The sequence below is a fragment of the Agrobacterium sp. 22094 genome (assembly GCF_052046015.1).
GTDB classification, from domain to species: domain Bacteria; phylum Pseudomonadota; class Alphaproteobacteria; order Rhizobiales; family Rhizobiaceae; genus Agrobacterium; species Agrobacterium cavarae.
Window position 1 is genome coordinate 2,265,974 of record NZ_JBQEPX010000001.1, and the last position, 22,079, is coordinate 2,288,052.

General features: G+C 57.5%; 23 protein-coding genes and 1 tRNA gene. 10 read left to right on the forward strand and 14 right to left on the reverse strand.

What is annotated here, in order from left to right:
• Positions 1-29 precede the first annotated feature (29 nt).
• The 7 genes from phoB to phoR all read right to left on the reverse strand — a co-directional run bounded on the left by phoB (position 30) and on the right by phoR (position 7,992).
• Positions 30-713, reverse strand: a complete 684-nt coding sequence (gene phoB, locus ACTJK5_RS11080; protein WP_027676016.1) for a phosphate regulon transcriptional regulator PhoB — start codon at positions 711-713, stop codon at positions 30-32.
• 22 nt (positions 714-735) lie between these two features.
• Positions 736-1,452 carry a phosphate signaling complex protein PhoU gene (gene phoU / locus ACTJK5_RS11085; RefSeq protein WP_062427042.1) on the reverse strand — a complete coding sequence of 239 codons (717 nt, stop codon included), beginning with the start codon at positions 1,450-1,452 and terminating at the stop codon, positions 736-738.
• 91 nt (positions 1,453-1,543) lie between these two features.
• Entirely contained in the window at positions 1,544-2,359 is an 816-nt protein-coding gene (gene pstB, locus ACTJK5_RS11090; RefSeq protein ID WP_062427043.1) for a phosphate ABC transporter ATP-binding protein PstB, read from the reverse strand.
• A 71-nt stretch (positions 2,360-2,430) separates the two neighbouring features.
• Positions 2,431-3,753, reverse strand: coding sequence for a phosphate ABC transporter permease PstA (gene pstA, locus ACTJK5_RS11095; protein WP_062445555.1), 1,323 nt, complete (start codon positions 3,751-3,753; stop codon positions 2,431-2,433).
• On the reverse strand, positions 3,750-5,234 hold the full coding sequence (gene pstC / locus ACTJK5_RS11100) for a phosphate ABC transporter permease subunit PstC (protein ID WP_440612430.1): 1,485 nt from the start codon (positions 5,232-5,234) through the stop codon (positions 3,750-3,752). Before pstC ends, pstA begins: the two co-directional genes overlap by 4 nt.
• 265 nt (positions 5,235-5,499) lie before the next feature.
• Positions 5,500-6,534 carry a substrate-binding domain-containing protein gene (locus ACTJK5_RS11105; protein ID WP_062445559.1) on the reverse strand — a complete coding sequence of 345 codons (1,035 nt, stop codon included), beginning with the start codon at positions 6,532-6,534 and terminating at the stop codon, positions 5,500-5,502.
• 216 nt (positions 6,535-6,750) lie between these two features.
• A complete protein-coding gene (gene phoR, locus ACTJK5_RS11110; protein WP_440612431.1) occupies positions 6,751-7,992 on the reverse strand; it encodes a phosphate regulon sensor histidine kinase PhoR in 1,242 nt (413 codons plus the stop codon).
• 243 nt (positions 7,993-8,235) lie between these two features.
• Here phoR and ppk2 point away from each other — a divergent pair, with 243 nt between their 5' ends.
• Positions 8,236-9,117, forward strand: a complete 882-nt coding sequence (gene ppk2, locus ACTJK5_RS11115) for a polyphosphate kinase 2 (RefSeq protein WP_312806448.1) — start codon at positions 8,236-8,238, stop codon at positions 9,115-9,117.
• A 103-nt stretch (positions 9,118-9,220) separates the two neighbouring features.
• Here ppk2 and ACTJK5_RS11120 read toward each other — a convergent pair whose 3' ends face one another.
• Positions 9,221-10,435, reverse strand: coding sequence for a hypothetical protein (locus ACTJK5_RS11120; RefSeq protein WP_440612432.1), 1,215 nt, complete (start codon positions 10,433-10,435; stop codon positions 9,221-9,223).
• Positions 10,436-10,743: 308 nt separating this feature from the next.
• Here ACTJK5_RS11120 and ACTJK5_RS11125 point away from each other — a divergent pair, with 308 nt between their 5' ends.
• The 3 genes from ACTJK5_RS11125 (at position 10,744) to ACTJK5_RS11135 (ending at position 13,052) form a co-directional block, all read left to right on the forward strand.
• Positions 10,744-11,703: an NAD(P)H-dependent flavin oxidoreductase gene (locus ACTJK5_RS11125; RefSeq protein ID WP_440612433.1), complete on the forward strand. Its 960-nt coding sequence runs from the start codon at positions 10,744-10,746 to the stop codon at positions 11,701-11,703.
• Positions 11,704-11,826: 123 nt separating this feature from the next.
• A tRNA-Thr gene (locus tag ACTJK5_RS11130) sits at positions 11,827-11,902 on the forward strand.
• A 148-nt stretch (positions 11,903-12,050) separates the two neighbouring features.
• Positions 12,051-13,052 carry a hypothetical protein gene (locus ACTJK5_RS11135; RefSeq protein ID WP_440612434.1) on the forward strand — a complete coding sequence of 334 codons (1,002 nt, stop codon included), beginning with the start codon at positions 12,051-12,053 and terminating at the stop codon, positions 13,050-13,052.
• A gap of 113 nt (positions 13,053-13,165) precedes the next feature.
• Here ACTJK5_RS11135 and ACTJK5_RS11140 read toward each other — a convergent pair whose 3' ends face one another.
• Together ACTJK5_RS11140 and ACTJK5_RS11145 are read right to left on the reverse strand one after the other, a co-directional pair.
• The gene (locus tag ACTJK5_RS11140) at positions 13,166-13,645 is read right to left on the reverse strand and encodes a hypothetical protein (protein WP_440612435.1); all 480 of its coding nucleotides are present in this window, start codon (positions 13,643-13,645) and stop codon (positions 13,166-13,168) included.
• Complete coding sequence (locus tag ACTJK5_RS11145; RefSeq protein ID WP_440612436.1) at positions 13,645-14,556, reverse strand: hypothetical protein; 912 nt, start codon at positions 14,554-14,556, stop codon at positions 13,645-13,647. Before ACTJK5_RS11145 ends, ACTJK5_RS11140 begins: the two co-directional genes overlap by 1 nt.
• 472 nt (positions 14,557-15,028) lie before the next feature.
• On the opposite strand from ACTJK5_RS11145, the gene ACTJK5_RS11150 reads away from it, so the two are divergent.
• Positions 15,029-15,337, forward strand: coding sequence for a hypothetical protein (locus ACTJK5_RS11150; RefSeq protein ID WP_440612437.1), 309 nt, complete (start codon positions 15,029-15,031; stop codon positions 15,335-15,337).
• Between the two features lie 93 nt (positions 15,338-15,430).
• Here the strand turns inward: ACTJK5_RS11150 and ACTJK5_RS11155 are convergent, their stop codons facing one another.
• Positions 15,431-15,613: a hypothetical protein gene (locus ACTJK5_RS11155; protein ID WP_440612438.1), complete on the reverse strand. Its 183-nt coding sequence runs from the start codon at positions 15,611-15,613 to the stop codon at positions 15,431-15,433.
• A 275-nt stretch (positions 15,614-15,888) separates the two neighbouring features.
• Between ACTJK5_RS11155 and ACTJK5_RS11160 the strand changes: the two genes are divergently transcribed.
• Positions 15,889-16,047, forward strand: coding sequence for a YqaE/Pmp3 family membrane protein (locus tag ACTJK5_RS11160; RefSeq protein WP_082447281.1), 159 nt, complete (start codon positions 15,889-15,891; stop codon positions 16,045-16,047).
• Positions 16,048-16,097: 50 nt separating this feature from the next.
• Here the strand turns inward: ACTJK5_RS11160 and ACTJK5_RS11165 are convergent, their stop codons facing one another.
• The 3 genes from ACTJK5_RS11165 to ACTJK5_RS11175 are packed head-to-tail and all read right to left on the reverse strand — an operon-like array spanning position 16,098 to position 17,753.
• Complete coding sequence (locus ACTJK5_RS11165; protein WP_062427052.1) at positions 16,098-16,496, reverse strand: DUF2177 family protein; 399 nt, start codon at positions 16,494-16,496, stop codon at positions 16,098-16,100.
• Positions 16,497-16,524: 28 nt separating this feature from the next.
• Complete coding sequence (locus tag ACTJK5_RS11170; protein WP_440612439.1) at positions 16,525-17,187, reverse strand: ChrR family anti-sigma-E factor; 663 nt, start codon at positions 17,185-17,187, stop codon at positions 16,525-16,527.
• Positions 17,184-17,753, reverse strand: a complete 570-nt coding sequence (locus tag ACTJK5_RS11175; RefSeq protein WP_062427054.1) for a sigma-70 family RNA polymerase sigma factor — start codon at positions 17,751-17,753, stop codon at positions 17,184-17,186. The genes ACTJK5_RS11170 and ACTJK5_RS11175 overlap by 4 nt, the downstream gene beginning before the upstream one ends.
• A 224-nt stretch (positions 17,754-17,977) precedes the next feature.
• Between ACTJK5_RS11175 and ACTJK5_RS11180 the strand changes: the two genes are divergently transcribed.
• The 4 genes from ACTJK5_RS11180 (at position 17,978) to ACTJK5_RS11195 (ending at position 21,928) form a co-directional block, all read left to right on the forward strand.
• The gene (locus tag ACTJK5_RS11180; protein WP_440612602.1) at positions 17,978-19,351 is read left to right on the forward strand and encodes an NAD(P)/FAD-dependent oxidoreductase; all 1,374 of its coding nucleotides are present in this window, start codon (positions 17,978-17,980) and stop codon (positions 19,349-19,351) included.
• Positions 19,351-20,160 (forward strand): DUF1365 domain-containing protein, encoded by an 810-nt coding sequence (locus ACTJK5_RS11185; RefSeq protein ID WP_335322927.1) that lies wholly within the window; start codon positions 19,351-19,353, stop codon positions 20,158-20,160. Before ACTJK5_RS11180 ends, ACTJK5_RS11185 begins: the two co-directional genes overlap by 1 nt.
• Positions 20,161-20,250: 90 nt before the next feature.
• Entirely contained in the window at positions 20,251-21,378 is a 1,128-nt protein-coding gene (locus ACTJK5_RS11190; protein WP_440612440.1) for a class I SAM-dependent methyltransferase, read from the forward strand.
• Between the two features lie 304 nt (positions 21,379-21,682).
• Positions 21,683-21,928, forward strand: coding sequence for a DUF982 domain-containing protein (locus ACTJK5_RS11195; RefSeq protein WP_335322929.1), 246 nt, complete (start codon positions 21,683-21,685; stop codon positions 21,926-21,928).
• Positions 21,929-22,079 lie beyond the last annotated feature (151 nt).

The window sequence follows — 22,079 nt, forward strand, 5'->3', positions numbered from 1 at the left end:
ACCTTCAAGCAAAGCGCTCCCGAAGCCGATCAGGCTTCCATGGAATAGCCGGCACCGCGAACGGTGCGGATGACATCCTGCATGCTGGAGAAATTCAGCGCCTTACGCAGACGACCGACATGGACGTCCACCGTGCGCTCATCCACATAGATATCGTGACCCCAGACACCATCGAGAAGCTGGGAACGGGAAAACACACGACCAGGCGAGGTCATGAGGAATTCCAGCAGACGGAATTCGGTCGGCCCGAGACGGACTTCGCGGCTCTTGCGATGGACGCGATGCGTCTCACGGTCAAGTTCGATATCGCCGCATTTCAGCACCGAGGACAGGACCTCCGGCTTGGCGCGGCGCAGCATCGCCTTGACGCGTGCCATCAGTTCCGGCGTGGAGAAGGGCTTCACGACATAGTCGTCCGCGCCCGTCGCCAGGCCCCGAACCCGTTCGCTTTCCTCGCCGCGCGCCGTCAGCATGATGATCGGCAGACGCTCGGTTTCCGGACGCATGCGCAGGCGACGGCAAAGCTCGATGCCGGAGACGCCCGGCAGCATCCAGTCGAGGATCAAAAGATCCGGCGTGCGCTCCTGAAGGCGGATTTCCGCCTCGTCGCCACGCGGAATGGTGTCCACGTCATAGCCTTCGGATTCGAGATTGTAACGGAGGAGGACGCTCAGCGCCTCCTCGTCTTCGACAACGGCGATTTTTGGCACCATGGCTCCAGATCCTATCTGTCGCTTACTCGGTCACAGCGCCGAGCGTGTTGGAACTATCGTCCTTCGGACGCTCACCTTCCGGCTGGCTGCCAGTGGTCATGTAGTAGATGGTCTCGGCGATGTTGGTGGCGTGGTCGCCGACACGCTCGATGTTCTTGGCACAGAACAGAAGATGCGTGCAGGTGGTGATGTTGCGCGGATCTTCCATCATGTAGGTCAAAAGCTCGCGGAAGAGCGAGGTGTACATGGCGTCGATTTCCTCGTCGCGCTCGCGGATGGCCTGGGCCTTTTCCGCCGATCGCGTGGAGTAGACGTCCAGCACTTCCTTCAACTGCACAAGCGCCAGTTCCGACAGATGCTCAAGGCCACGTGCCAGTTTGCGCGGAACGCCGGTGCCGGCAACAGCGATGACGCGCTTAGCGGTGTTCTTGCCCAGATCGCCGACGCGCTCCAGGTCTGCGGCAATGCGCAACGAACCAATGATTTCGCGAAGGTCTGCTGCCATCGGCTGGCGCTTGGCAATGGTGACGATCGCCTTGTCGCCGATTTCGCGCTCGGCGTGATCGAGGATCGTATCGTCCGAGATAACCTTTTGCGCCAAGGCTGCATCGGAATTGACGAGCGCACGCACGGCATCGGCGCACATCTGCTCGGCCAGGCCGCCCATTTCGGCGATCCGGCGGCTGAGGAACTTCAGCTCCTCATCATAGGCGGACATGATGTGGGAATGTGTCGACATGTTCGTAGTCTCCAGTTTCGAAACGCCCTGTCGCAAGCCTTTTTAGTGGCTCGAGCGACAGACGCGGTGGAATGTGCAAGCAGCAACAGGATCAGCCGAAACGACCCATGATATAGTCCTGGGTGCGCTGGTCATCCGGGTTGGTGAACATCTTGTCCGTATCGTTCTCCTCAACCAGGTGGCCGAGGTGGAACATGGCGGTACGCTGCGAAACGCGAGCGGCCTGCTGCATCGAGTGTGTCACGATGACGATGGTGTAGTTGGCACGAAGCTCGTGGATCAACTCTTCCACCTTGGCGGTCGCGATCGGGTCAAGCGCCGAGCATGGCTCATCCATGAGGATGACTTCCGGTGAAACGGCGATGGCACGTGCGATGCACAGGCGCTGCTGCTGGCCGCCGGACAGACCCGTGCCGGATTCTTGCAGGCGGTCCTTCGCTTCGTTCCAAAGACCTGCCTTCTGCAGGGCGGACTCGACGATCTGGTCCATATCCGCCTTGTTGCGGGCAAGACCGTGGATGCGCGGGCCGTAGGCAATGTTTTCGTAGATCGACTTCGGGAATGGGTTCGGCTTCTGGAACACCATGCCGACGCGAGCGCGAAGCTCGACGACATCGATGGCAGAATCGTAGATATCCTCACCATCGAGCGTAATCTCGCCGGTGACGCGGCAGCCATCGATTGTGTCGTTCATGCGGTTCAGCGTGCGCAGAAAGGTGGATTTGCCACAGCCCGAGGGGCCGATGAGAGCCGTCACCGTGTTTTCGCGAACGTTGAGCTTCACATCGTAAAGGGCGCGCTTCTCACCGTAATATACGGAGACGTCCTTGCCGATCATCTTATAGGAAACTTCATTCATTTTCTTGTCCAGCGCCTTTTCAACTGCTGCTTCCGACAACATGTTCATTGTTCCGTTCTCCCTTGCTTCTTATCGCATTTCCGAGCAGAAAACCGGTATCCACATTTCCTGGAGATGCTTTACCAGCGCCGTTCGAAGCGGCGACGCAGCAGGATTGCGCCCACATTCATCACCAGGAGGAACATAAGCAGGATGATGATAGCGCCGGATGTTCTTTCGACAAAGGCGCGTTCGGCTTCGTTCGCCCACATGTAGATCTGAACCGGCAAGGCCGTTGCAGGATCAAGCGGGGTCGTCGGGTAATTTGCCACAAAGGCCACCATGCCGATGAGAAGGAGCGGCGCGGTTTCGCCAAGCGCGTGTGCAAGGCCGATGATGGTGCCGGTCAGGATGCCCGGCATGGCAAGCGGCAGCACGTGGTGGAAGATGGTCTGCATCTTTGAGGCACCGAGACCGAGCGCTGCGGCGCGGATCGAAGGCGGCACGGCTTTCAAGGCAGCGCGTGTGGCGATGATGATGGTCGGCAGCGTCATCAGCGTCAGCACCAGACCACCGACCAGCGAGGCCGAGCGCGGAAGGCCCATGAAGTTGATGAAGACCGAGAGACCCAGCAGACCGTAAACGATGGACGGCACCGCTGCCAGGTTGTTGATGTTGACCTCGATGAGGTCCGTCAGGCGGTTCTTCGGCGCAAACTCTTCCAGGTAGATGGAAGCGGCAACCCCGATCGGCAGCGACAGAACGAGCACGATCAGCATCATGTAGAAGGAGCCGATCAGCGCGACGCCGACACCGGAGGCCTCAGGACGGCTGGATGCGCCATTGAAGAAGATACCGGTGTTGAACTTCTTTTCCAGCGCACCCTTGCCAACCAGTTCGTTCATCCAGCCGACCTGCTGGTCGGAGATTCGGCGGTTCTGCTCCTCGCCCGACATATCGACCTGGCCCTTGAAGGCGCTGTCGACATCGCCGGATGCCAGGAGCGACACGGTGCGCGTCGTGCCGATGACGTTTGGATCGGAGGTGACGATGTCGCGAAGCTGCGTGCGGACACTGTCAGAAATCAGTGCGTTGACGGCGCGCAACGCCGTGCGATCCTCCAGCGAAACGCCGAGCACCTTGGCAAGCGAGTTGCGGGCGACGACAGGGTAGTTGGCCGTCATCAGCTTAGACGGGTTCTGCGCGCGCACATTGTCCGGATCGATGATCTGCTGCGAAAACTCGACCGGGATCGTGATCATCGTCTGCTGAAAGGCCGTGTAGCCTTTGCCGATGACGGACCAGAGAAGCAGGAAGAGAAACAGCAGGCCGAAGGAGATCGCGGCGACACCATAGGCGCGGAAGCGGCGCTCTGCAGCGTAACGGCGCTTGATGCCGATATCGCGACGGACCTTCTTCGTTGCGGCAGGGGCGGAGATGCCCGGAGTAACGACGTCGGTCATTCATACTGCTCCCGGTATTTGCGCACGATGTAGAGCGCGTAGATATTGAGGCAAAGCGTGATGGCAAAGAGCGTGATGCCAAGCGCAAAGGCAACAAGCGTCTGCGGCGAGGTAAACTCAAGGTCACCGGTCAGCTGGCTGACGATCTTGACGGTCACCGTCGTCATCGGCTCGAAGGGGTTGAGCTGCAGGCGTGCGGCGACACCAGCGGCCAGAACCACGATCATGGTCTCACCGATAGCGCGTGACGCGGTCATCAGGATCGCCCCGACGATGCCCGGAAGCGCGGCCGGGAGGATGACCTTCTTGACCGTCTCGGAGCGCGTCGCGCCAAGACCGAGCGATCCGTCGCGAAGCGAGCGCGGCACCGCGGTGATAATATCATCCGACAGCGAGGAGACGTATGGGATCAGCATGATGCCCATGACGAAGCCGGCGGTGATGACGCTCTGCGCCTGGATGAAGCTGGCATAGTCGCCCGTTGCCAGACCATTGATCTGGGCAGAGATGTCACGCAGGAACGGCCCCACAGTCGTCAGCGCAAAGAAGCCGTAGACGATGGTCGGAATGCCGGCGAGCACTTCCAGCAGCGGCTTGGCAATCGAGCGCAAACGGGGGCTTGCATATTCGGCCATGTAGATCGCCGAGAACAGACCGACCGGTACCGCGACCAGCATGGCGACGAAGCCAATATAGAGCGTACCCGCCAAGAGCGGAATGAGGCCGAACTGACCGGAGCTGTCTGTCGAACCAGCCGCAGCAAAACGCGGATCCCACACCGTGCCGAAGAAGAACTGATGCGCCGGAACCATCCGGAAAAACTGCGTGGCTTCCGTCAGCATCGACATAACGATGCCGATCGTGGTCAAGATCGCGATCGACGATGCAAGAACGAGCGCGCCGAGAATGACCTTTTCCACCTGATTGCGGGCACGAAAGCGCGGTGCCAGGCCGCGGAGCGCCTTGAAGGCCCCAGCGATGGCCGTGGCAAGCACTACGAATACCATGGCGATACGGCTGACCGCCGACATGTTATTGAGCTTTTCTGCGGACTCGATCATGAAGGGCTGCGGATCGCCGGCGATGGCCACACCTTTAGAGGCGAGGACCGCGCGTGCCGTCGCGGGATCGGCTTTCAGCGCGTCATATTCCTGCGGCGAGACCTGGGTAAGGCCGCGGGCAATGGAGACGACCATGCCATAGGTAAGGCTCTGCTGGGCTTCCGGCAGAGCCTTGATGTCATCCGGGAAGCTTTCATGCACTGCAGAGTTGACGATGATCGGGCTGATGATCAGCCACGCCGCCAGGATCAGCGCGGAAGGAATAAGCGCCCAGATGAGGACGTAGGAACCGTGATAGCCAGAACGGGAGTGCATGCTGGAGGGGCGTCCGCCCGCAAGCGCCATGGCCCGACGTTTGCCAAGCACGTAGCTGGAGACGCCGATCAGCGCCAATATCAGCAGAAGGATGGATATGTTCATGGAGAGTTTCCTCGGCGCGCCACGCGGCACGATGCGGCATCATTTCACCAAGAGCGCAGCACCGACGGCTGATCACCGCACGATACCGGATCTGTATTCAGTTCACGCATTCCGGGTTGATACATCATATTTATCGGCGGGGTCGTCTTACGATAAATAGGAACTGTCAACCCTTCGAGATGTCGCAAGGCCCGACAAACCGACTTTGCCAACAGGAAGAGGTGAGAAAGCGCAGCGTTTCAGCACTGCGCTTTCTTAAGTTATATTACATGGTCTTGCCGGATTCGAACTGAGCGCGGATTTCCTTGCGCTCTGCTTCTGGGGCAGCAACCAGACCGTAGTTGGCGAGCGGGGAGTCAGGGCCGATCATCTCGTCAGAGGTGAAGAACTCGACATATTCCTTCAGGCCAGGGATCACGCCGAGGTGAGCCTTCTTGACGTAGAAGAACAGCGGACGCGAGACAGGGTACTTGCCGGAAGCAACGGTTTCGGTGGACGGAACAACGCCACCGACGGTCGCGACCTTCAGCTTGTCCTTGTTGTTGTCGTAGAAAGCGAGGCCAAAGACGCCGACGCCGGACTTGTTGGCATCGATACGAGCGAGCGTCTCGGTGTAGTCGCCGTCGATATCGACAGCCTTGCCGTCCTTACGGATGGCAACGCACTTGGCAGCAGCCTGCTTGGCGTCGGAAACCAGACCCTTGATCACGTCTGTTGCGCCAGCTTCCTTGCAGCCGTCAGCCATGATCTTCTCTTCGAAGACTTCGCGCGTGCCGTGCTTGGAGCCAGGGATATAGGCAGCGATCTCTACGTCAGGCAGTTCCTTGTTGATTTCGGACCACTTGGTGTAGGGATTGGCAACCAGCTTGCCATCCTTGACGACCTCAGCGGCGAGAGCGAGGTACAGATCCTTCGGCTCGAACTTGACGTCCTTGTTGGACTTGTCCATGGCGAAGACGATACCGTCGTAACCGATCTTCACTTCCTGAACGTCAGCAACGCCAGCGGACTTGCAGGCTGCCAGTTCGTCAGCCTTGATCTTGCGCGATGCATTGGCAATGTCGATCGTGCCTTCGCCCACGCCGGAGCAGAATGCCTTCAGACCACCGCCCGTGCCGCCGGACTCAACAACCGGTGCCTTGAAGTTCGGGAAAGCTTCGGCGAAGCTTTCAGCAACGATCTTTGCGTAAGGCAGAACCGTGGAGGAACCAGCAACCTGGATCTGGTCGCGAGCAGAAGCGGCACCCGCGAAGGCAACGGACGCCACCAGAGCTGCTGCAGACAATTTAAAGAAGTTCATTATGACTCTCCCGTCGTGGGGCCCTTTTTCGGGCTTTCGTGAACTGTGCCGGCAAGAGGCTTGATCCTTAAGCCCGTCTGGGCTGTCCCGGCGGCCTCTTCATAACCAGTCTTGCCACACCCTTTTATGTCACTTCGGTGAAAGATTTGTGACACGTTAATTTATTGATTTAATATGACATTTTAAAAATCAGATGAAAACGACCCGGCTTCTGTGTCAAAACCTCACCGTAAAGTCCGTTCCGACGCCAATCTCGGAGCGGATAATGAGCCGGGCGCGGTGGCGGGTCAGAATATGCTTGACGATGGCAAGGCCGAGACCGGTGCCTTTTTTTGAGCGACTGTCTGCGACACTGACGCGGTAGAACCGCTCGGTGAGGCGTGGAACATGCTCGGCAGGAATACCCGGACCCTTGTCCACGACGCTGACTTCGACAGGCTTGCCGGCGTCCGGACGCAAAAACACATCGACGGCCCTGCCATCCTGACCATATTTGCAGGCGTTTTCGACAAGGTTCTGGAACACCTGCACCAACTCGTCCCGGTCACCATTCACCTCTACGGGTCTTTCCGGCATGTGCAGCTTGATCTCGACATCCAGATCGCCAGCCAGCGGCAGCAGTGAATCCCGCACATGGCCAAGAAGCGGCACGAGATCGACTGTCTGATCCGGCGCGATATTGGCGCGAAGCTCAAGCCTCGACAGCGACATCAGGTCATCGACCAGGCGGCTCATGCGGGTTGCCTGATCAAGCATGATGCCGAGAAAGCGCTCTTGCGCCTTCGGGTCGTTGCGTGCCGGTCCCTGCATGGTTTCGATGAAGCCGCGCAGGGAAGCGAGCGGCGTTCTCAGCTCGTGGCTGGCGTTGGCGACGAAATCGCTGCGCATACGGTCGATCCGACGCAGATCGGAGATGTCTCTAAAGGAGAGGATATAGAAGGGCGCACCCGACGTCCGTGGCATGTCTGCAGGCGCGATGCGGACAATGAACACGCGTTCGGATGGCAATCGCTCGGAATGCTCCACCTGGTTCGGCTGACCGGTGGCGATGGTTTCGCGAATAACGTCGAGCAGGCCCGGCGAGCGCAGCCTTCCGGAAATATGCGAACCAACCGGGAGAGTACCGAAGGCGCGTTCGGCGGCTGCGTTTTCGAAGAGCACGCCGGCGTCTTGGTCAAGGATGAAAACGGGCGTATCGAGAGCGGCAATGCCGGCTCGCACGCCTGCGATCAACCCTTGATCAACCGCGCCCTGAGGCTGCGCTTCCACCTTGGGTTTCTTCTCGTCCTTTTTGATGACGTTGGATGGCGCAACGAAGAGGATGGCAAGGACGGCGGCAAGCCACAATGCAACGACGACGTAAGGTGAACGCCATTCGACAAGCGCCAAGGCTGCCAGCATCGTGACGACGAAAAGCGCAAGCCAGTTTCTCCGCATGCGGCGCATCTGTTTAAACAACGCACCCTCCCCGTCCATCGCTGCCATTGCCATCGCGAATCTTGTCCATTCGTCTCGCTCCCGATCCGACCGTCATAATCGCCTTTCATGACAGAGATTCTTCGCCCTGTCCTTTTACAAGCCTTAGCCGGCAAAATTTATGTGGATGGGGCTTCGATGCCGGAATCTCTTTGCTCTTGAATTCGTTGAGTGTCAGGCTGACCTTAAGAACACAAAATGCCAAAGGCTGAAAAGGGAGTGAGCATGAGCGAAACCGTCAAGGACAGATCCGTGACATTGACGATCGATGGCAAGGAGCGGGTCTTCAATATCGACGCTTCGGTGCTGCCCGACTGGGTCGAGGACAAGAAGCTGACATCCGGGGATTTTCCCTATGACAAGAAGCTCGGCCGGGAAGAATACGAGGCGGAGATTGAAGCGCTCCAGATCGAACTGGTGAAGGTGCAGTTCTGGCAGCAGGCCACGGGCCAACGCATCATGGCGCTGTTCGAGGGCCGCGACGCTGCCGGAAAGGGCGGCTCTATTGCCGCCGTTCGCGAATATCTCAACCCGCGCTATGCACGCGTGGTGGCGCTGACGAAGCCGACAGAAACCGAACGCGGCCAATGGTATTTCCAGCGCTACATCGCCCATTTCCCGACAGCGGGAGAGTTCGTGCTGTTCGACCGCTCATGGTATAACCGCGCCGGTGTCGAACCGGTCATGGGCTTCTGCACGCCGGAAGAGCACAAACGCTTCCTGAAAGAAGTACCGCGTTTGGAAAAAATGCTGGTGCATGAGGGCGTGAACCTTTTCAAGTTCTATCTGGATATCGGACGCGAGACCCAGCTCGAGCGCTTCCATGACCGGCGCCACAGCCCGCTGAAATCCTGGAAGCTTTCCGACATGGATATCGCCGCCCTGACCAAGTGGGACGACTATACCGCAGCGCGCGACGAGATGCTGGACAAGACCCACATAGACGACGCGCCGTGGACGGTGATCCGCGCCAATGACAAGCGCAGGCTGAGGCTCAACCTGATCCGCCATATTCTCACGTCGCTCAATTATGACGGCAAGGATGAGAAGGCGATCGGCAAGATCGATGAGAAGATCTTAGGAAGCGGACCGAAGTTTTTAAAATAGCTTGAGCGACGATCTTGATCGCTCCGGCTTCAGGCCGAGGTGATTAGCACATCCAAGGAGAGGAGGCAGACCCACAGCGGCCTGCCTCTTTTCATTTCTGGTTTCACTGACCAGGCAGGATACGAACCGAATAGAGGTTGATCGGGCGGGCGGTGCCATCGATATCGCTGTTGATGAAGATACGGCCAGGCGCATTCGGCGCCATGGTTCGATCGAAACTCACATTGATCAGCATATCCGCCCGCTCCTGCGTGGCAGTGAAACGGTGGCGCGAGCAATCGCCAAGCGTGCCAAAGTCGCAGGATACCGACACCTGACTCTGACCATTGCTACCAGATTGCAGTGTGATGGAAATCGTCGAGGACTTGCCCGCCATCTCGCGCAGCACTTCGGCCGGAACGGTGATGGCGATGTTACCTGCGGCATCCGCCGTCTGCGATGTGACGCGAACGGCCTTTCCGCCGCCGGTTGCCACGTTTTCCACCTTGGAGAGCGAACCGGGCTGGAGCCCCGCATTTCCGCGATCCGCGTTGAAAACCTCCTGCCAGGCGTCGGAGAAACCGCGGCCGGCGGCAAGCGTCGGTTCCTGGGGGCTCTGCTGACCGTCGAAATCTTCCGATTCCACCGAAGGCGGCGGGTTTGGCACGCTGGTGTCCCGCTGGGCCGGGCTCAGCAGCAAGCCGGAACTGTAGACCCACCAGCCACCAAGGCCGATGAAGGTTAAAAGCGTAAACCAGATGAAAAGGCGTGTGATGATGCCCTTCTTGCGACGGCCCTTGGCCGCACGCTCCGGCTTGAAGGCAAGCGAAGAGGCCTCGAAGGACGGACCGGCCGCAGAGGTCATGCGGCCCAAGTCCTCGTCGGAGCGCTCGGCGCGAAAATCGCTCATCTCCGGCGGCTCAGATGCGGGCTCGCTGCGCGGCTCAGCGCGCACCGGCGCCTCGACAGGCATTGCGGCACCCTCATCCTCGTCTTCATGCCGCCGCGCGGGCGCAACGGACGGTGCCGCGACAGCGGAAGCAGACTGCGCGACGGCAGGAGGCTCGACAACAGGCGGCGCGGCACGTTGCGTTTCCCGACGCACATGATCCTCGACCACATCCAGCAGGCGGTTGCGCTCTTCCGTCTCGATGGCGTGAATGAGATTTTCCAGACGCTGACGTTGCTGCGCCACGACAGTCTGGTCATCTATGCCCTGCTTACGCAGACCGGCCTCCAAGGCCTGGCGCGACGATTGGTAGATGCGCGCGCGCACTTCGGCATTCGACCGATCCGATTTTTCCAGGGCATTTCTGATTGCCGTTTCCAGTCCGCTCACTCTCGGTCCTTCTTCCTCGCCATACGCGAAAGATCAACGCTTCGGCACCACGTTTACGATTCGGTAACGACTCGCGTCCCCAACCGCAAGCCACCTCACCCGCAAAGCGGAGATTGGCTTGGGGAAAACGTCGCCACTATGGCAGTCGGGCCATAAGGTTACCGGCAAGCGCCCATCACAATCCTCACCGCACGTCCTCAACGCCTTACTGTCTGCCTGCGCTTTTCGCTTTTCAACGGTGCTCACCTCGGCTAAATCTTACGTGCGCGTAAACGTAAATCGCCAAGTATCATTCCGTGGGAGGAACTATGCTACCGTCCATTCTCAAGGACAATCTCCGACTGCCGGTGATTGCCTCACCACTTTTCATCATTTCTCATCCGGAATTGACGCTGGCACAATGCAAAGCAGGCGTCGTGGGGGCATTTCCCGCTTTGAACGCCCGCCCGGAGAGCCAGTTGGATGAGTGGCTGGCGATGATGACGGAAGAGCTTGCTGCGCACAATTCCGCCAACCCGGACCGGCCGGCCGCGCCTTTTGCGGTGAACCAGATCGTGCATATGTCCAACAAACGGCTGGAACATGATCTTGGGCTTTGCGTGAAATACAAGGTGCCGATCGTGATCTCGTCCTTGGGAGCTGTCCCGGAGGTCAACGCCGCGATCCACTCCTATGGCGGGATCGTGCTGCATGACGTGATCAACAACCGCCACGCCAACTCGGCGATCCGAAAGGGTGCGGATGGCCTGATTGCAGTTGCCACTGGTGCCGGTGGCCATGCGGGTACCCTGTCCCCCTTCGCGCTTGTTCAGGAAATCCGCGAATGGTTCGATGGCCCTCTGCTTCTGGCTGGCGCCATCGCCAATGGCGGCTCCATTCTGGCGGCCCAGGCCATGGGGGCGGATATGGCCTATATCGGCTCGCCCTTTATCGCCACCCGCGAAGCGCGCGCAACGGAAGCCTACAAGCAGGCGATCGTCGAGGCGCATGCCAATGACATCGTCTATTCCAACTACTTCACCGGCGTGCATGGCAACTATCTGAAAGCTTCGATCGTCGCGTCTGGTCTCGATCCCGACAATCTGCCCGTCGCCGATCCCTCGAAAATGGATTTCGCCGCCGCCTCCACAGGCGCCAAAGCCTGGAAGGACATCTGGGGCGCGGGGCAAGGTGTGGGTGCGGTGAAAGCCATCGAACCCGTCTCCGCACTCGTCGACCGGCTCGCGCAGGAGTACGCTGCGGCGAAGCAGCGCGTCTGCGCGTCATAGGCGAACAAGCTCGTCGCCAGCGGGAAATTTTCAACAAGCTGACATTCAGCGCTTGAAATCCTGCCCCAATGGCTGTATCAGCCCGCCATACGCCGCGCCGAGAGATCTTCGGCGTTTGCGCAGGCCGCTTTAGCTCAGTCGGTAGAGCACGTCATTCGTAATGACGGGGTCACGTGTTCGAGTCACGTAAGCGGCACCATTTTTCCCTAGTATAATCAGTCTTTTACCTTGCATTCGCACCCGATGTCTTTGCTGCGATACTCGCCTAAGACTGCACGTGCGACCATATTGCTACCAGAAGAATGTTTGTTTAATTCCCAATGTAGGTCTGCAATTGGAACGCGCCTATGCCCGACTCTCAAGCACGTGATACAGACAAGGCCAATTGGCCTAAGTTAACAGAGAAGGACTGGTACGTTTTCGCCATTTGCCTCGCAATCGGCGCGATCATCGCCGCGTTCTTTGCTGCGTGGTGGGTCTTTGGGGGAACTTCAGTCCTTGAAATGAAGCAACGCATCGACGTTGTCACACCATTCGGCGCGATTTACTTAGCCCTAATGACTTTCTGTACCGTAGCATGGCGCGGCATGGTAACGTCTCGCCAAGCGGACCAGCAGAAGCGCCAAAACGATGCAAATGATGAGGCCAATTATTCTAAGTTGCTGCAAGAGGCCGCAAAACTGATCGCGGAAAAGGAAAAAATTCCTCAAGTTGTAGCTGGCATCTCAACGCTAGAAATTCTCTTAACCGAACCGCAGAAGAGATTTGCAGTTGAAGCGATGGATCTTCTAGCCGATCTCCTTATTGATACCTACGAAAAGCCCGGCTTCGATAATGTAAATCGCGCTACGTTACGAGCGCTCGTTACTGGTGAAGAAAAAGGTGCCCGATCCAGGACATCGGCTAAGTTTCAAAAGCCTGTCAGTTCAAGTTCTTTTGACAAGCATTGGCCTCGAATCGCGGGGATCAGACCACTGCATCTCGTCGGAGGGGCGCTTTGGCCGACGATCTACGACTCTATGGAAGACAGCTTGGGTCGTCTTGAAAAAGTGCGCCTACACGAGTGCCGTATCACCAAGTCCCAATCATTCCGCGAATGTGTTTTCTCGGACTGCCGGATCGAAGTCATTGACGATTTTGACCTTAGTCGGAATACATTCAAGGATTGCGATTTTAGCGACTGCGCCATAAAGGTGTATGGCATTCTAGATGCCCACTCAATCAAGGAAGGGCGGAATTATTACAAGCCGGATAACCCGCCACGCGACCATCTCGGCAATGTCGTGACCGATGTATTCATCTCGTACGAGGAGTACCAAAAATTAACTGAAGACGACATTCCGTTTTGAGGAAAGCAACAATTTGCCATCAAGGTAAGTCAGAAACTTCTCATATCATAATAGCCCAAAGGCAACATAACGCCAAGCCGGACGTGGATCCGGCAGTACATATGAGACATGTCTCAGTCACCTGAATTACTACCCCGTGCCCGGCGCGCCTTGATCTCTTCTTTCATTCTCTCCTTTTGCAGCGCCATTAGACTGTACGGGAGAGGTATCGATAGAAGTACTCCGAAGGTCGAAAAAAAAGTCATCAAGGCGAATACACTCTCTACATTTTCGGCCTTGGCATCCTTCAACACCATCCCGACCACAAGCAGAAGCAACGACATGATGTAGACGAAAAAGAGGTGCGAGAAATTCGCTATCCTATTTTGCATGTCTTCGGCGTGAACGTATGCGACCCTCCAGTTCCCCGGCAGAAGCATAGAGGGATCGCCCACAATTGAAATCACGGCAACAAGAACACCTGCTAGAATCGCAAAGACATCGATCAGAGCGCTCATGGCATCGTCGCTATTCTTTAGGTATCCTCCCCAAAAATAGGCGACCGCCACAGAAGCCGTAAAGGCTATGATGATATAGATGCCCCGCGCTCCCATTATTCTTCCATCACCCCGTTTCGTCCCCAGTCTGCCAGACAATCACGCAGAGCAGAAAAAGCGCTTGCGTTTTCAAGTGAAATTTCGTCACCGTCGACATTGACCTCACGCTTTATCACAAGCTTGTCTCGCGTAATGATATTACCATCCTGAGTGACAATTTTGAACTCGTCCGGCCCGTCGGTGATCTGTAGAGCAAGAGTGCTTAAAACCTGGGGGACTAGTTGGCTCGCACTTCTCCCATCAAATCCGAGATGAAGGGTTGCTTCAATATCTGCGGCGGCCTCGACCTCCTGTGGCGATCTTCCTCTGCCAAATATTCCCCTTGCAGCCCTGAACAGCGTCCGACCGAAGCCGGAATCATGGGCTGTGCCGGTCTCGTCTGCCAGTTCTTGGGCTGCCACCAAGAAGGAAGACACGCCCAAGTCGACGGATTTCACACCTACTCGCAGAAGGCGTTCCAATTCCCTCCTGTTTGACCTAGGAAGGTAAACAAACTGCGCGTCTGCCCCCTCGATTCCCTTCGAAGCAAGAAACTGCGCTAAAAGTCTGGTTATCTGCCCATCATTCGTCTGGCCGTTGGCAACATAGGCAAGATGGTTTCCCTCCATGACCATGTGAACGCCAGTCTTTAAGAACTCTGTTCCCGGAGGTGCGCCGGTTCTACCCACTCGCGCGCCGCCATTCTCTACGGTTCCCGTTTCGCCACCTTCTGCGAAGAGCGTGAAATACAGTCCTGTACTTCCCTGTTGTAAATCACGTGCGGTTACTTGCGCCGAAACATCACCGTTGTAGCGAAACTTGGTATCACTAACAGCCGGGGCATTAAGAAGCGCTCTCCTTATTAGTTGTTCGACTGACCGCCCCTCGGTTGGCCACATAGCGCGACGATAGTGTGAAACTTTTTGCATAATCCACCCAATATTTGACCCTTAATAAAAAGGATCATCGATAGATTAGATTTGCAACGCTATCCGCACCCCAACCGAAAATTTAATTAGATTATTCACAGACAATCAGGGTTTGCATTCTAACAACCCGATCCCCGGCCCGCTCTCATCGCTGTGAATGTGCAAGGTACTTCGAAGCACCGGACGACATATCGCGGCCAGCCGCTTTACGCGGGAGCCTGATAACCACTGTAGATGCGGACAAGGGCTTTAATTTTGGATGCGAGCGCGTATAGGCGTCGGTTGTTAAATTAACGCCGGCATATTCCTGTTGATCGAGGCAGTTGCAATGACTGAGGCACGAAAGAGCGCTTGAACCTCTCCACCGCATCCCTTTCAACACAATCTCACGTTTTCGCGATGTGGATTTTCTGCCTCTCGTGCTTCTTCATCGCCTCGCCTATCTTAGTCTCTCAACACAAGAGGAGATTGAATGATCGACGAATTTGGCCCTTACGCACAAATGGCGACGCTTGGGGAGCAGATGGCCAATCGGTATCAGATGGATGAGAACCTGGAGTTGGAGCCTCACCTCTCCCATTACATGGAAGAGGTTGAGGTCAACATCGCAGCCGACAGCTTCAACCATGTGGGGTTCATGAACAAAATTCTCGGGCGATTGAAATCCGCACCGGCAGCAGACGACGAGCTGCGGCGCCATGAATTTCTACAGGCAGTCACCGTGGCGCTGCAGGAGCGTATTGATCACGCCTCTCGCGACGTTGCGCTCAGCGGAATTTGATCTTCGTCGATGCAGACCCATGGCCACAAGGAGGCTTTGCGTCCAGTCACGCTCTCACGCGAGCCAAGCGGTCAGATTGGTTTCTGACCGAGCTTAATTGGTCTGTTGATGTGGTGCTGTGTGGGGAATCAGAGACCCATCCTGGCCCTGTGGAGCGATACCCTGCGGGGCAATGTGGACGTTGCCGCGAAAAAGGGCGATGCTGAGGACAAGACCGATCAGGACGCAGAGGAGAGCGACGAAGATCAGTCCGGCTTTGTCTATCGGCTTTTTCATGGATCCTACCATAGGCGCTAATGTGGATATGGTGAGGCGATGAACACCCTTTCTTACCGTCAGACATATTTGGTTATCAAACCGTAAAGAAACAACATCATAGCCGTTTTATTGCAAAACTATTTTAGGGCGTGACCCTGTGGAAGTGCACTGTGGCGGCAAGCGCGTCCGTAACGAATGGACGGACTGTATGCGCTCGGTGGAAACTGGCGTTGAACCAATTGGTGTCAAATCACGTTACTGGCCAGATAACAATGGACATGGGATTTTAGATCGTGGACGTCATTCGCATTTTGCTCGCCATCATCCTGCCGCCCGTCGGCGTTTTCCTGCAGGTAGGTCTCGGCCTTCAGTTCTGGCTGAACATCCTGCTCACGCTGTGCGGCTATCTACCCGGCATCATCCATGCGATCTGGGTCATCCTGCGTAAGTGATCAATATCCACTTGCGGTAGGCGGCGCTGGCGCTGTTCATATAGACGAACTCACGCGAAAGCCTGCGTTGCCCAAGCTCCCGCTGCGGCAGCGAGGCCGGTGAGCAGTGTTCCCCAGATGATATCCACTACACATAGACGCCATGTCCAACCCTTGAGGGTGGACAGGTTCGTCATGTCATAGGTGCCATAGGCCAGGAAGCCGAAGATGGCACCGGAGAGTAGCGCTTCACCGATCGAGCCACCTGTGAAGGACGGCGCGACGGCGAAGTAGACGATGCCTGCGATGTAGAAGAGATAGAAGACGCCTGCTGCTACAAAATTGGGCTTGGGCAGCATCAGCTGCCCGATTTCCCGCTTATAAAAACCGACGGCGAGCTTTGAGAGCCAGACGAAATCCAGCCCGAAGAAGACGATGGCCGTTGCGACATAGGCGATGATCAGTTGCATACGGCGAGCTTCCTTTTATGAGCGGGTGTCAAATTCCCAAAACCGGCTGAACCAGCCTGACGATCCAGCTTTTGAACTTCAGCGGCGCATCGGTGACGGCGAGGCAAATACAATCCTCACCCTCGCCGGCTATCGGCTGGTGGGTAAGATCCTCATCCGCCTCTTCGAAATCGCCGCGATGGAAAACGTCGTCGCCATCGCGAAAGCATCCGGCGAGAACGACGGTCAACTCACGCCCGCCATGGGTGTGTTCGGGAACAGGCTTTCCAGCCGGGATCCTCAGCAAGCGGACCTGGGCTTCACCATCACGCGTGGGAATGGGGAAATGATAGGCGCCAGGGCCAAGCGGCTTCCACTTCAACCTGTCGATATCTCCACCGGCGTAGGAGCGCAAAGGCTCTGGCAAGACCGACGCCTTGGTCGCGGCTGACGCTGTTGCAGAAGGTCGCTTTGCAGGCGCTTCAGCGCGCAGGCGGGCCTTCATGGCGCTCCATTGACCTTCGGAAATTCCCTGGGCAGGCTCCACGTCACGCAAGAGCGCACCCGCGGTCATTTCCATGGCGCGCAACCGCTTGCGGCATTCGGGACACAGCGCAAGATGAGTAGCGACCGCCATACTCCAGCTTTCCGCCAGACTGCCCGACGCATAATCCAGAAGCAATTCATCGCTGATGTGGTGCCGAACACTCATGTGCGCGACTCCAGTGCTGTTCTCAGTTTGGCAAAGGCAAGCCGGATGCGCGACTTGACGGTTCCGATCGGCAGGCCAAGCTGTTGGGCAATGACGCTATGCGACATTTCCTCGAAGAAGGAACGCTTCAGAAGATCACGCTGCTCCTGCGGCAGGTCGGCCAGCGCCCGATGCAGACGCTCTGCATCCTGCAACTCTTCCATCTGGGTATCGGCCGCCGGCGCATCATCGGCGACGAAGGCCGGATCGTTCAAATCGAATTCGGGGCGGCGATCGCGGCGGTGCGCATCTATTCTGAGATTACGGGCAATTCTGAATATCCAGGCGGAGACGTTGCCTCTCGCCGGATCGAAGAGGGCGGCCTTGTTCCAGACCGTCATCATTGTTTCCTGCATCAGTTCCTCGGCGGCCTGCGCGTCACGCACCTGCCGTAACATATAGATCCGCACGCGTGGCCCGAAATACCGGAATACGGCTTCGAAGGCCTCCACACTGCGTTCCGATGCAATCGCTCTCAGCAGTCCGGGAAGCTCGTCCTCGATATTGTTCTGGACCGTTTCACCCATGCGAATAGGCTTTACCTCGCTCCCACGCGTTTTCTGAGCAACAGGCCTCTTCCTATTGTTGCTCATATAGTGGCACGGCGCCGACGCTATGGAAACATTTATCGTCATGATGGCGACTACGGCACGTCTATTTCAGTGGATCACTCAAGGTAAGGCTGAAGACAAAATTTAACGTTTCGGAAATCCATTGCGCATCGGCATGCGTAACGTTCGACATGAAGAAGATGGACCTGGAAGTCATGAATATATCGTCGCGGGCAAGAGACGGACGGGCACAGCGTAAGGTTGCCGTTATCGGTTCCGGTATCTCTGGCCTCTCGGCTGCGTGGCTCCTGGACAAGTCCTGCGACGTCACGCTCTATGAGAGCAACCATCGACCTGGCGGCCATGCCAATACGGTCGATGTCGAACCTGCGGGCAAGGCTCCCATTGCCGTCGATACGGGATTTATCGTCTATAACGAGAAGAACTACCCCAATCTTGTGGCTCTGTTTGCGCATCTCGGCGTGCAGACAGCTGCCTCCGACATGTCCTTTGCAGCATCGCTTGGCGGCGGGGCGCTTGAATATTCAGGCTCCGACCTTGCAGGGCTGATTGGCCAGAAGTCCAATCTCTTTCGCCCGCGCTTCTGGAAAATGGTGCGTGATATCATGCGCTTCTACAAGGTCGCGCCGGATCTTCTGAAAGACGAGAGCCTGCGCGGCGTCAGTCTCGGCGCCTATCTAGATCGAAACAACTATTCAGCGGGCTTCATCGACGATCATCTGCTGCCGATGGGGGCTGCGATCTGGTCGATGACCGCCAACGACATGCGCGATTATCCGCTGCACGCCTTCATTCGCTTTTTCGTCAATCATGGCCTCGTCCAGCTTTCCGGCCGCCCGCAATGGCGGACGGTCAAAGGCGGAAGCCGGGAATATGTGTCGCGCGTGCTTGCCGAGTTTCGCGGAACGGTGCGCCTTTCAAGCCCGGTTGCCGCCATCCGTCGCACGCCCGAAGGCGTGACCGTCCTCGACCGCGCAGGCGATGTCTCGGTTTTCGATGATGTGGTGATCGCCACGCATGCGGATGATGCCTTGTCGCTTCTCGCCGACGCTGACGATCATGAGCATGCCCTCCTTGGCGCGTTCGAATATACAAACAACACGGCCGTGCTTCACAGCGATGAGCGCCTGATGCCGAAGCGCAAGGCGGTCTGGTCCAGCTGGAACTATCTCAGCGAGCCGGGATCGCGCGGAACGGAGGCGCTTTGCGTCACCTATTGGATGAACAAGCTCCAGCCTATCGATCCTGCAACGCCGCTCTTCGTCACGCTCAACCCCTCCCGCGCCGTCGATCCGGCCAAGGTGATCCAGAGCTTCGATTACACCCATCCGCTTTTCGATACCAAGGCGATGGCAGCACAGAAGAGCCTGTGGTCGCTGCAGGGCCGCCGCAACACCTGGTTCTGCGGCGCGCATTTCGGCAGCGGCTTCCATGAGGATGGCATTCAGTCCGGCCTTGCGGTCGCAGAAGCGTTGGGCGGTGTCAAACGACCTTGGACGGTCGAAAACGAATCCGGTCGCATCTTCATGTCGCCCGTCGAGGAGCGCGTCTGATGACGTTGCGCTCCGCGATCTACGCTGGCAACGTTGTGCATGCGCGCCATCGTCCGCGCCCGCACAAGCTGCGTTACCGCGTTTTTTCGCTTCTTCTCGACCTGGACGAATTGCCGCTGGTCGATCAGACGACGCGGCTCTTTGCCCATAATCGCTTTTCGATTTTCAGCTTTCACGACAAGGACCACGGCATCGGTGAAGAACGCGCGCTGAAGGACTGGTGCCGGACGAGGCTTGGCGAGGCTGATATCGATGTGCCGCTTGAAGAGCTGCGTGTCGAAATGCTCTGCTACCCGCGCATCTTCGGCTATGTGTTTAATCCGCTGACGGTCTATTTCTGCCGTGACCGGCGTGAGAACGACCGGCTGGTCGCCATTCTCTATGAGGTCTGCAACACCTTCCACGAGCGCCACACCTATATCATTCCCACTCCGCAAGGCGCTGACGGCACCGTCCGGCATGGCTGCGACAAGGAAATGTATGTGTCGCCCTTCGTGCCGATGGAGTGCACCTACGATTTCCGCATCGATCCGCCACAGGAGATGGTGCGTGTTGCCATCAACGAGCGCGATGCCGAGGGCGAGTTGCTGTTCGCCTCCTTTACTGGCAAGCGCCGTCCTTTGACGGATGGCGCGCTTGCCAGATGTTTTCTGTCCCATCCGCTGATGACGCTCAAGATCATGGGCGCCATCCACTGGGAAGCCCTTCTCCTCTGGGCCAAGGGCAATCCACTTTATCGTCACAAGGCCGCTGAGCGCCGCATTGCGAGCTCCGTCCCCGCCAAAACGCCGCAATCATGGGAGGCATGAAAAATGAGCCACGCTGAACAGGAAACGCGCCCGTTTCTCCCTCACACCGCTCCACTATGGCAAAGGATGATCTGCCGGAGACTGAGCGGTTTGACGCATGGACGTCTGACGCTCGTTTTTCCCGGCGGGCAGGAATATGTGTTGCAAGGCAAGGAGTCCGGACCGCATGGGGTCATTTGCCTGAACCGAGGTCGGTTGGTTCGTCGCCTGGTGACTGGTGGCGATATGGGTTTTGCACGGGCCTACATGGATGGTGACTGGGACAGCCCGGATATTTCCTCACTGCTGGAACTCGCTGTTGCCAACGAAAAAAGCTGGCTGTCGCTTTCGCAGCCGTCACGTCTGACGGCAACCATCGACTACCTGCGCCATCGTCTGCGCCGCAACTCCAAGTCTGGAAGCCGCCGCAACATCGCGTTCCACTACGATCTTGGCAATCGCTTCTACGGCGCATGGCTCGATGAGACCATGACCTATTCTTCCGCGCTCTTTACACAACCCGGCCAGACGCTGGCTGAAGCGCAGAACGCCAAATACGACCGCATCGTTGAAGAACTGAAGATCGGACCCGACGACCACGTGCTGGAGATCGGCTGCGGTTGGGGCGGCTTTGCCGAATATGCCATTGCAAAGACAGGCTGCCGTGTCACCGGGCTGACGCTGTCTCAAGAGCAGGCTGCCTATGCGCGTAACCGGCTTGCCAAGGCAGGCTTGTCAGAGCGCAGCGACATCCGGCTGGAGGATTACCGCGATTGCCAAGGCACCTACTCCAAGATCGTCTCCATCGAGATGTTCGAAGCCGTCGGCGAGGAGAACTGGCCGGTGTACTTCAAGCGGGTGCGGGAACTGCTGGCGCCTGGTGGCAAGGCCGTCGTGCAGGTCATCACCATCGACGAGCCATTCTTCGACCAGTACCGCCGCAACGCCGATTTCATCCAGACCTATATCTTCCCCGGTGGTATGCTCCCCTCCATCACCGCATTCCGCCAGGCGGCAGCACGCGAAGGCGTTTCAGTCACCGATGAGCTGCGCTTCGGCCAGGACTACGACCGGACGCTGATGCTTTGGGATCGTGCCTTCATCGCCAATTGGGAACGAATCCAGCCAATGGGCTTTGACGAGCGCTTCCGTCGCATGTGGCAATATTATCTTCATTATTGCGCGGCGGGCTTCAGAGGCGGCCGGATCGACGTCGTTCAGTTCACGCTGGAGACGTAAAACAACGCACGCGATTTGCTCGCCCACAACCGAAAATACGCCTTCCTCGGGAACTTGCGGCCTCTCTTCACGTTATGGTGACAGATTTGAAGCGCCGGCACAGCCGGCTCCCAGCGGAGGCAACCCATGAATCAGATCATCTATATCGTCGGCCTGGTCGTTATCGTTCTTGCGATCCTGTCTTTCTTCGGCTTTCGTTGATGCTAAGCTCCCGGTTGTAAAATCGGGCGCATCGGAATACTCTCCCTAACGGGAACCGAGCCAATGCATGACGCGTTAGCTTGGGTTGTTAGGGAGGTGTTCAATGAAGCAGACCATATGGACAGAGCCTGTCGAAGTCATCTTTGACAAGAATAGCCGGAACGTGATCTCCGGCCCCCTCGATGCGCTGACGCTACTTACCGAAAACTGGCCGCACGCACGTGGGCTGAATTTTGTCCGAGCACGTAGCGCATGCCGCGCAGCACTGGACGGACGTAAGACGCCTGAAGAAGCACGCCGCTGCTTTGAAGACGCAGTGTCTGAAGCAACCACACGAAGGCCGCACTGAGCGGCCTTTATGCTGTCGGAGATCCCGTCATCCTCCTTCTGCCGTCCCCGGGCGCCGCCCGAGGACAATGTGTATCACGGCTAAGACTCAGGGCTCAAGGACGTCCTTTTCTGGAAATAGGGACTTCGGTGATCCTACCGGAACCCTTCGA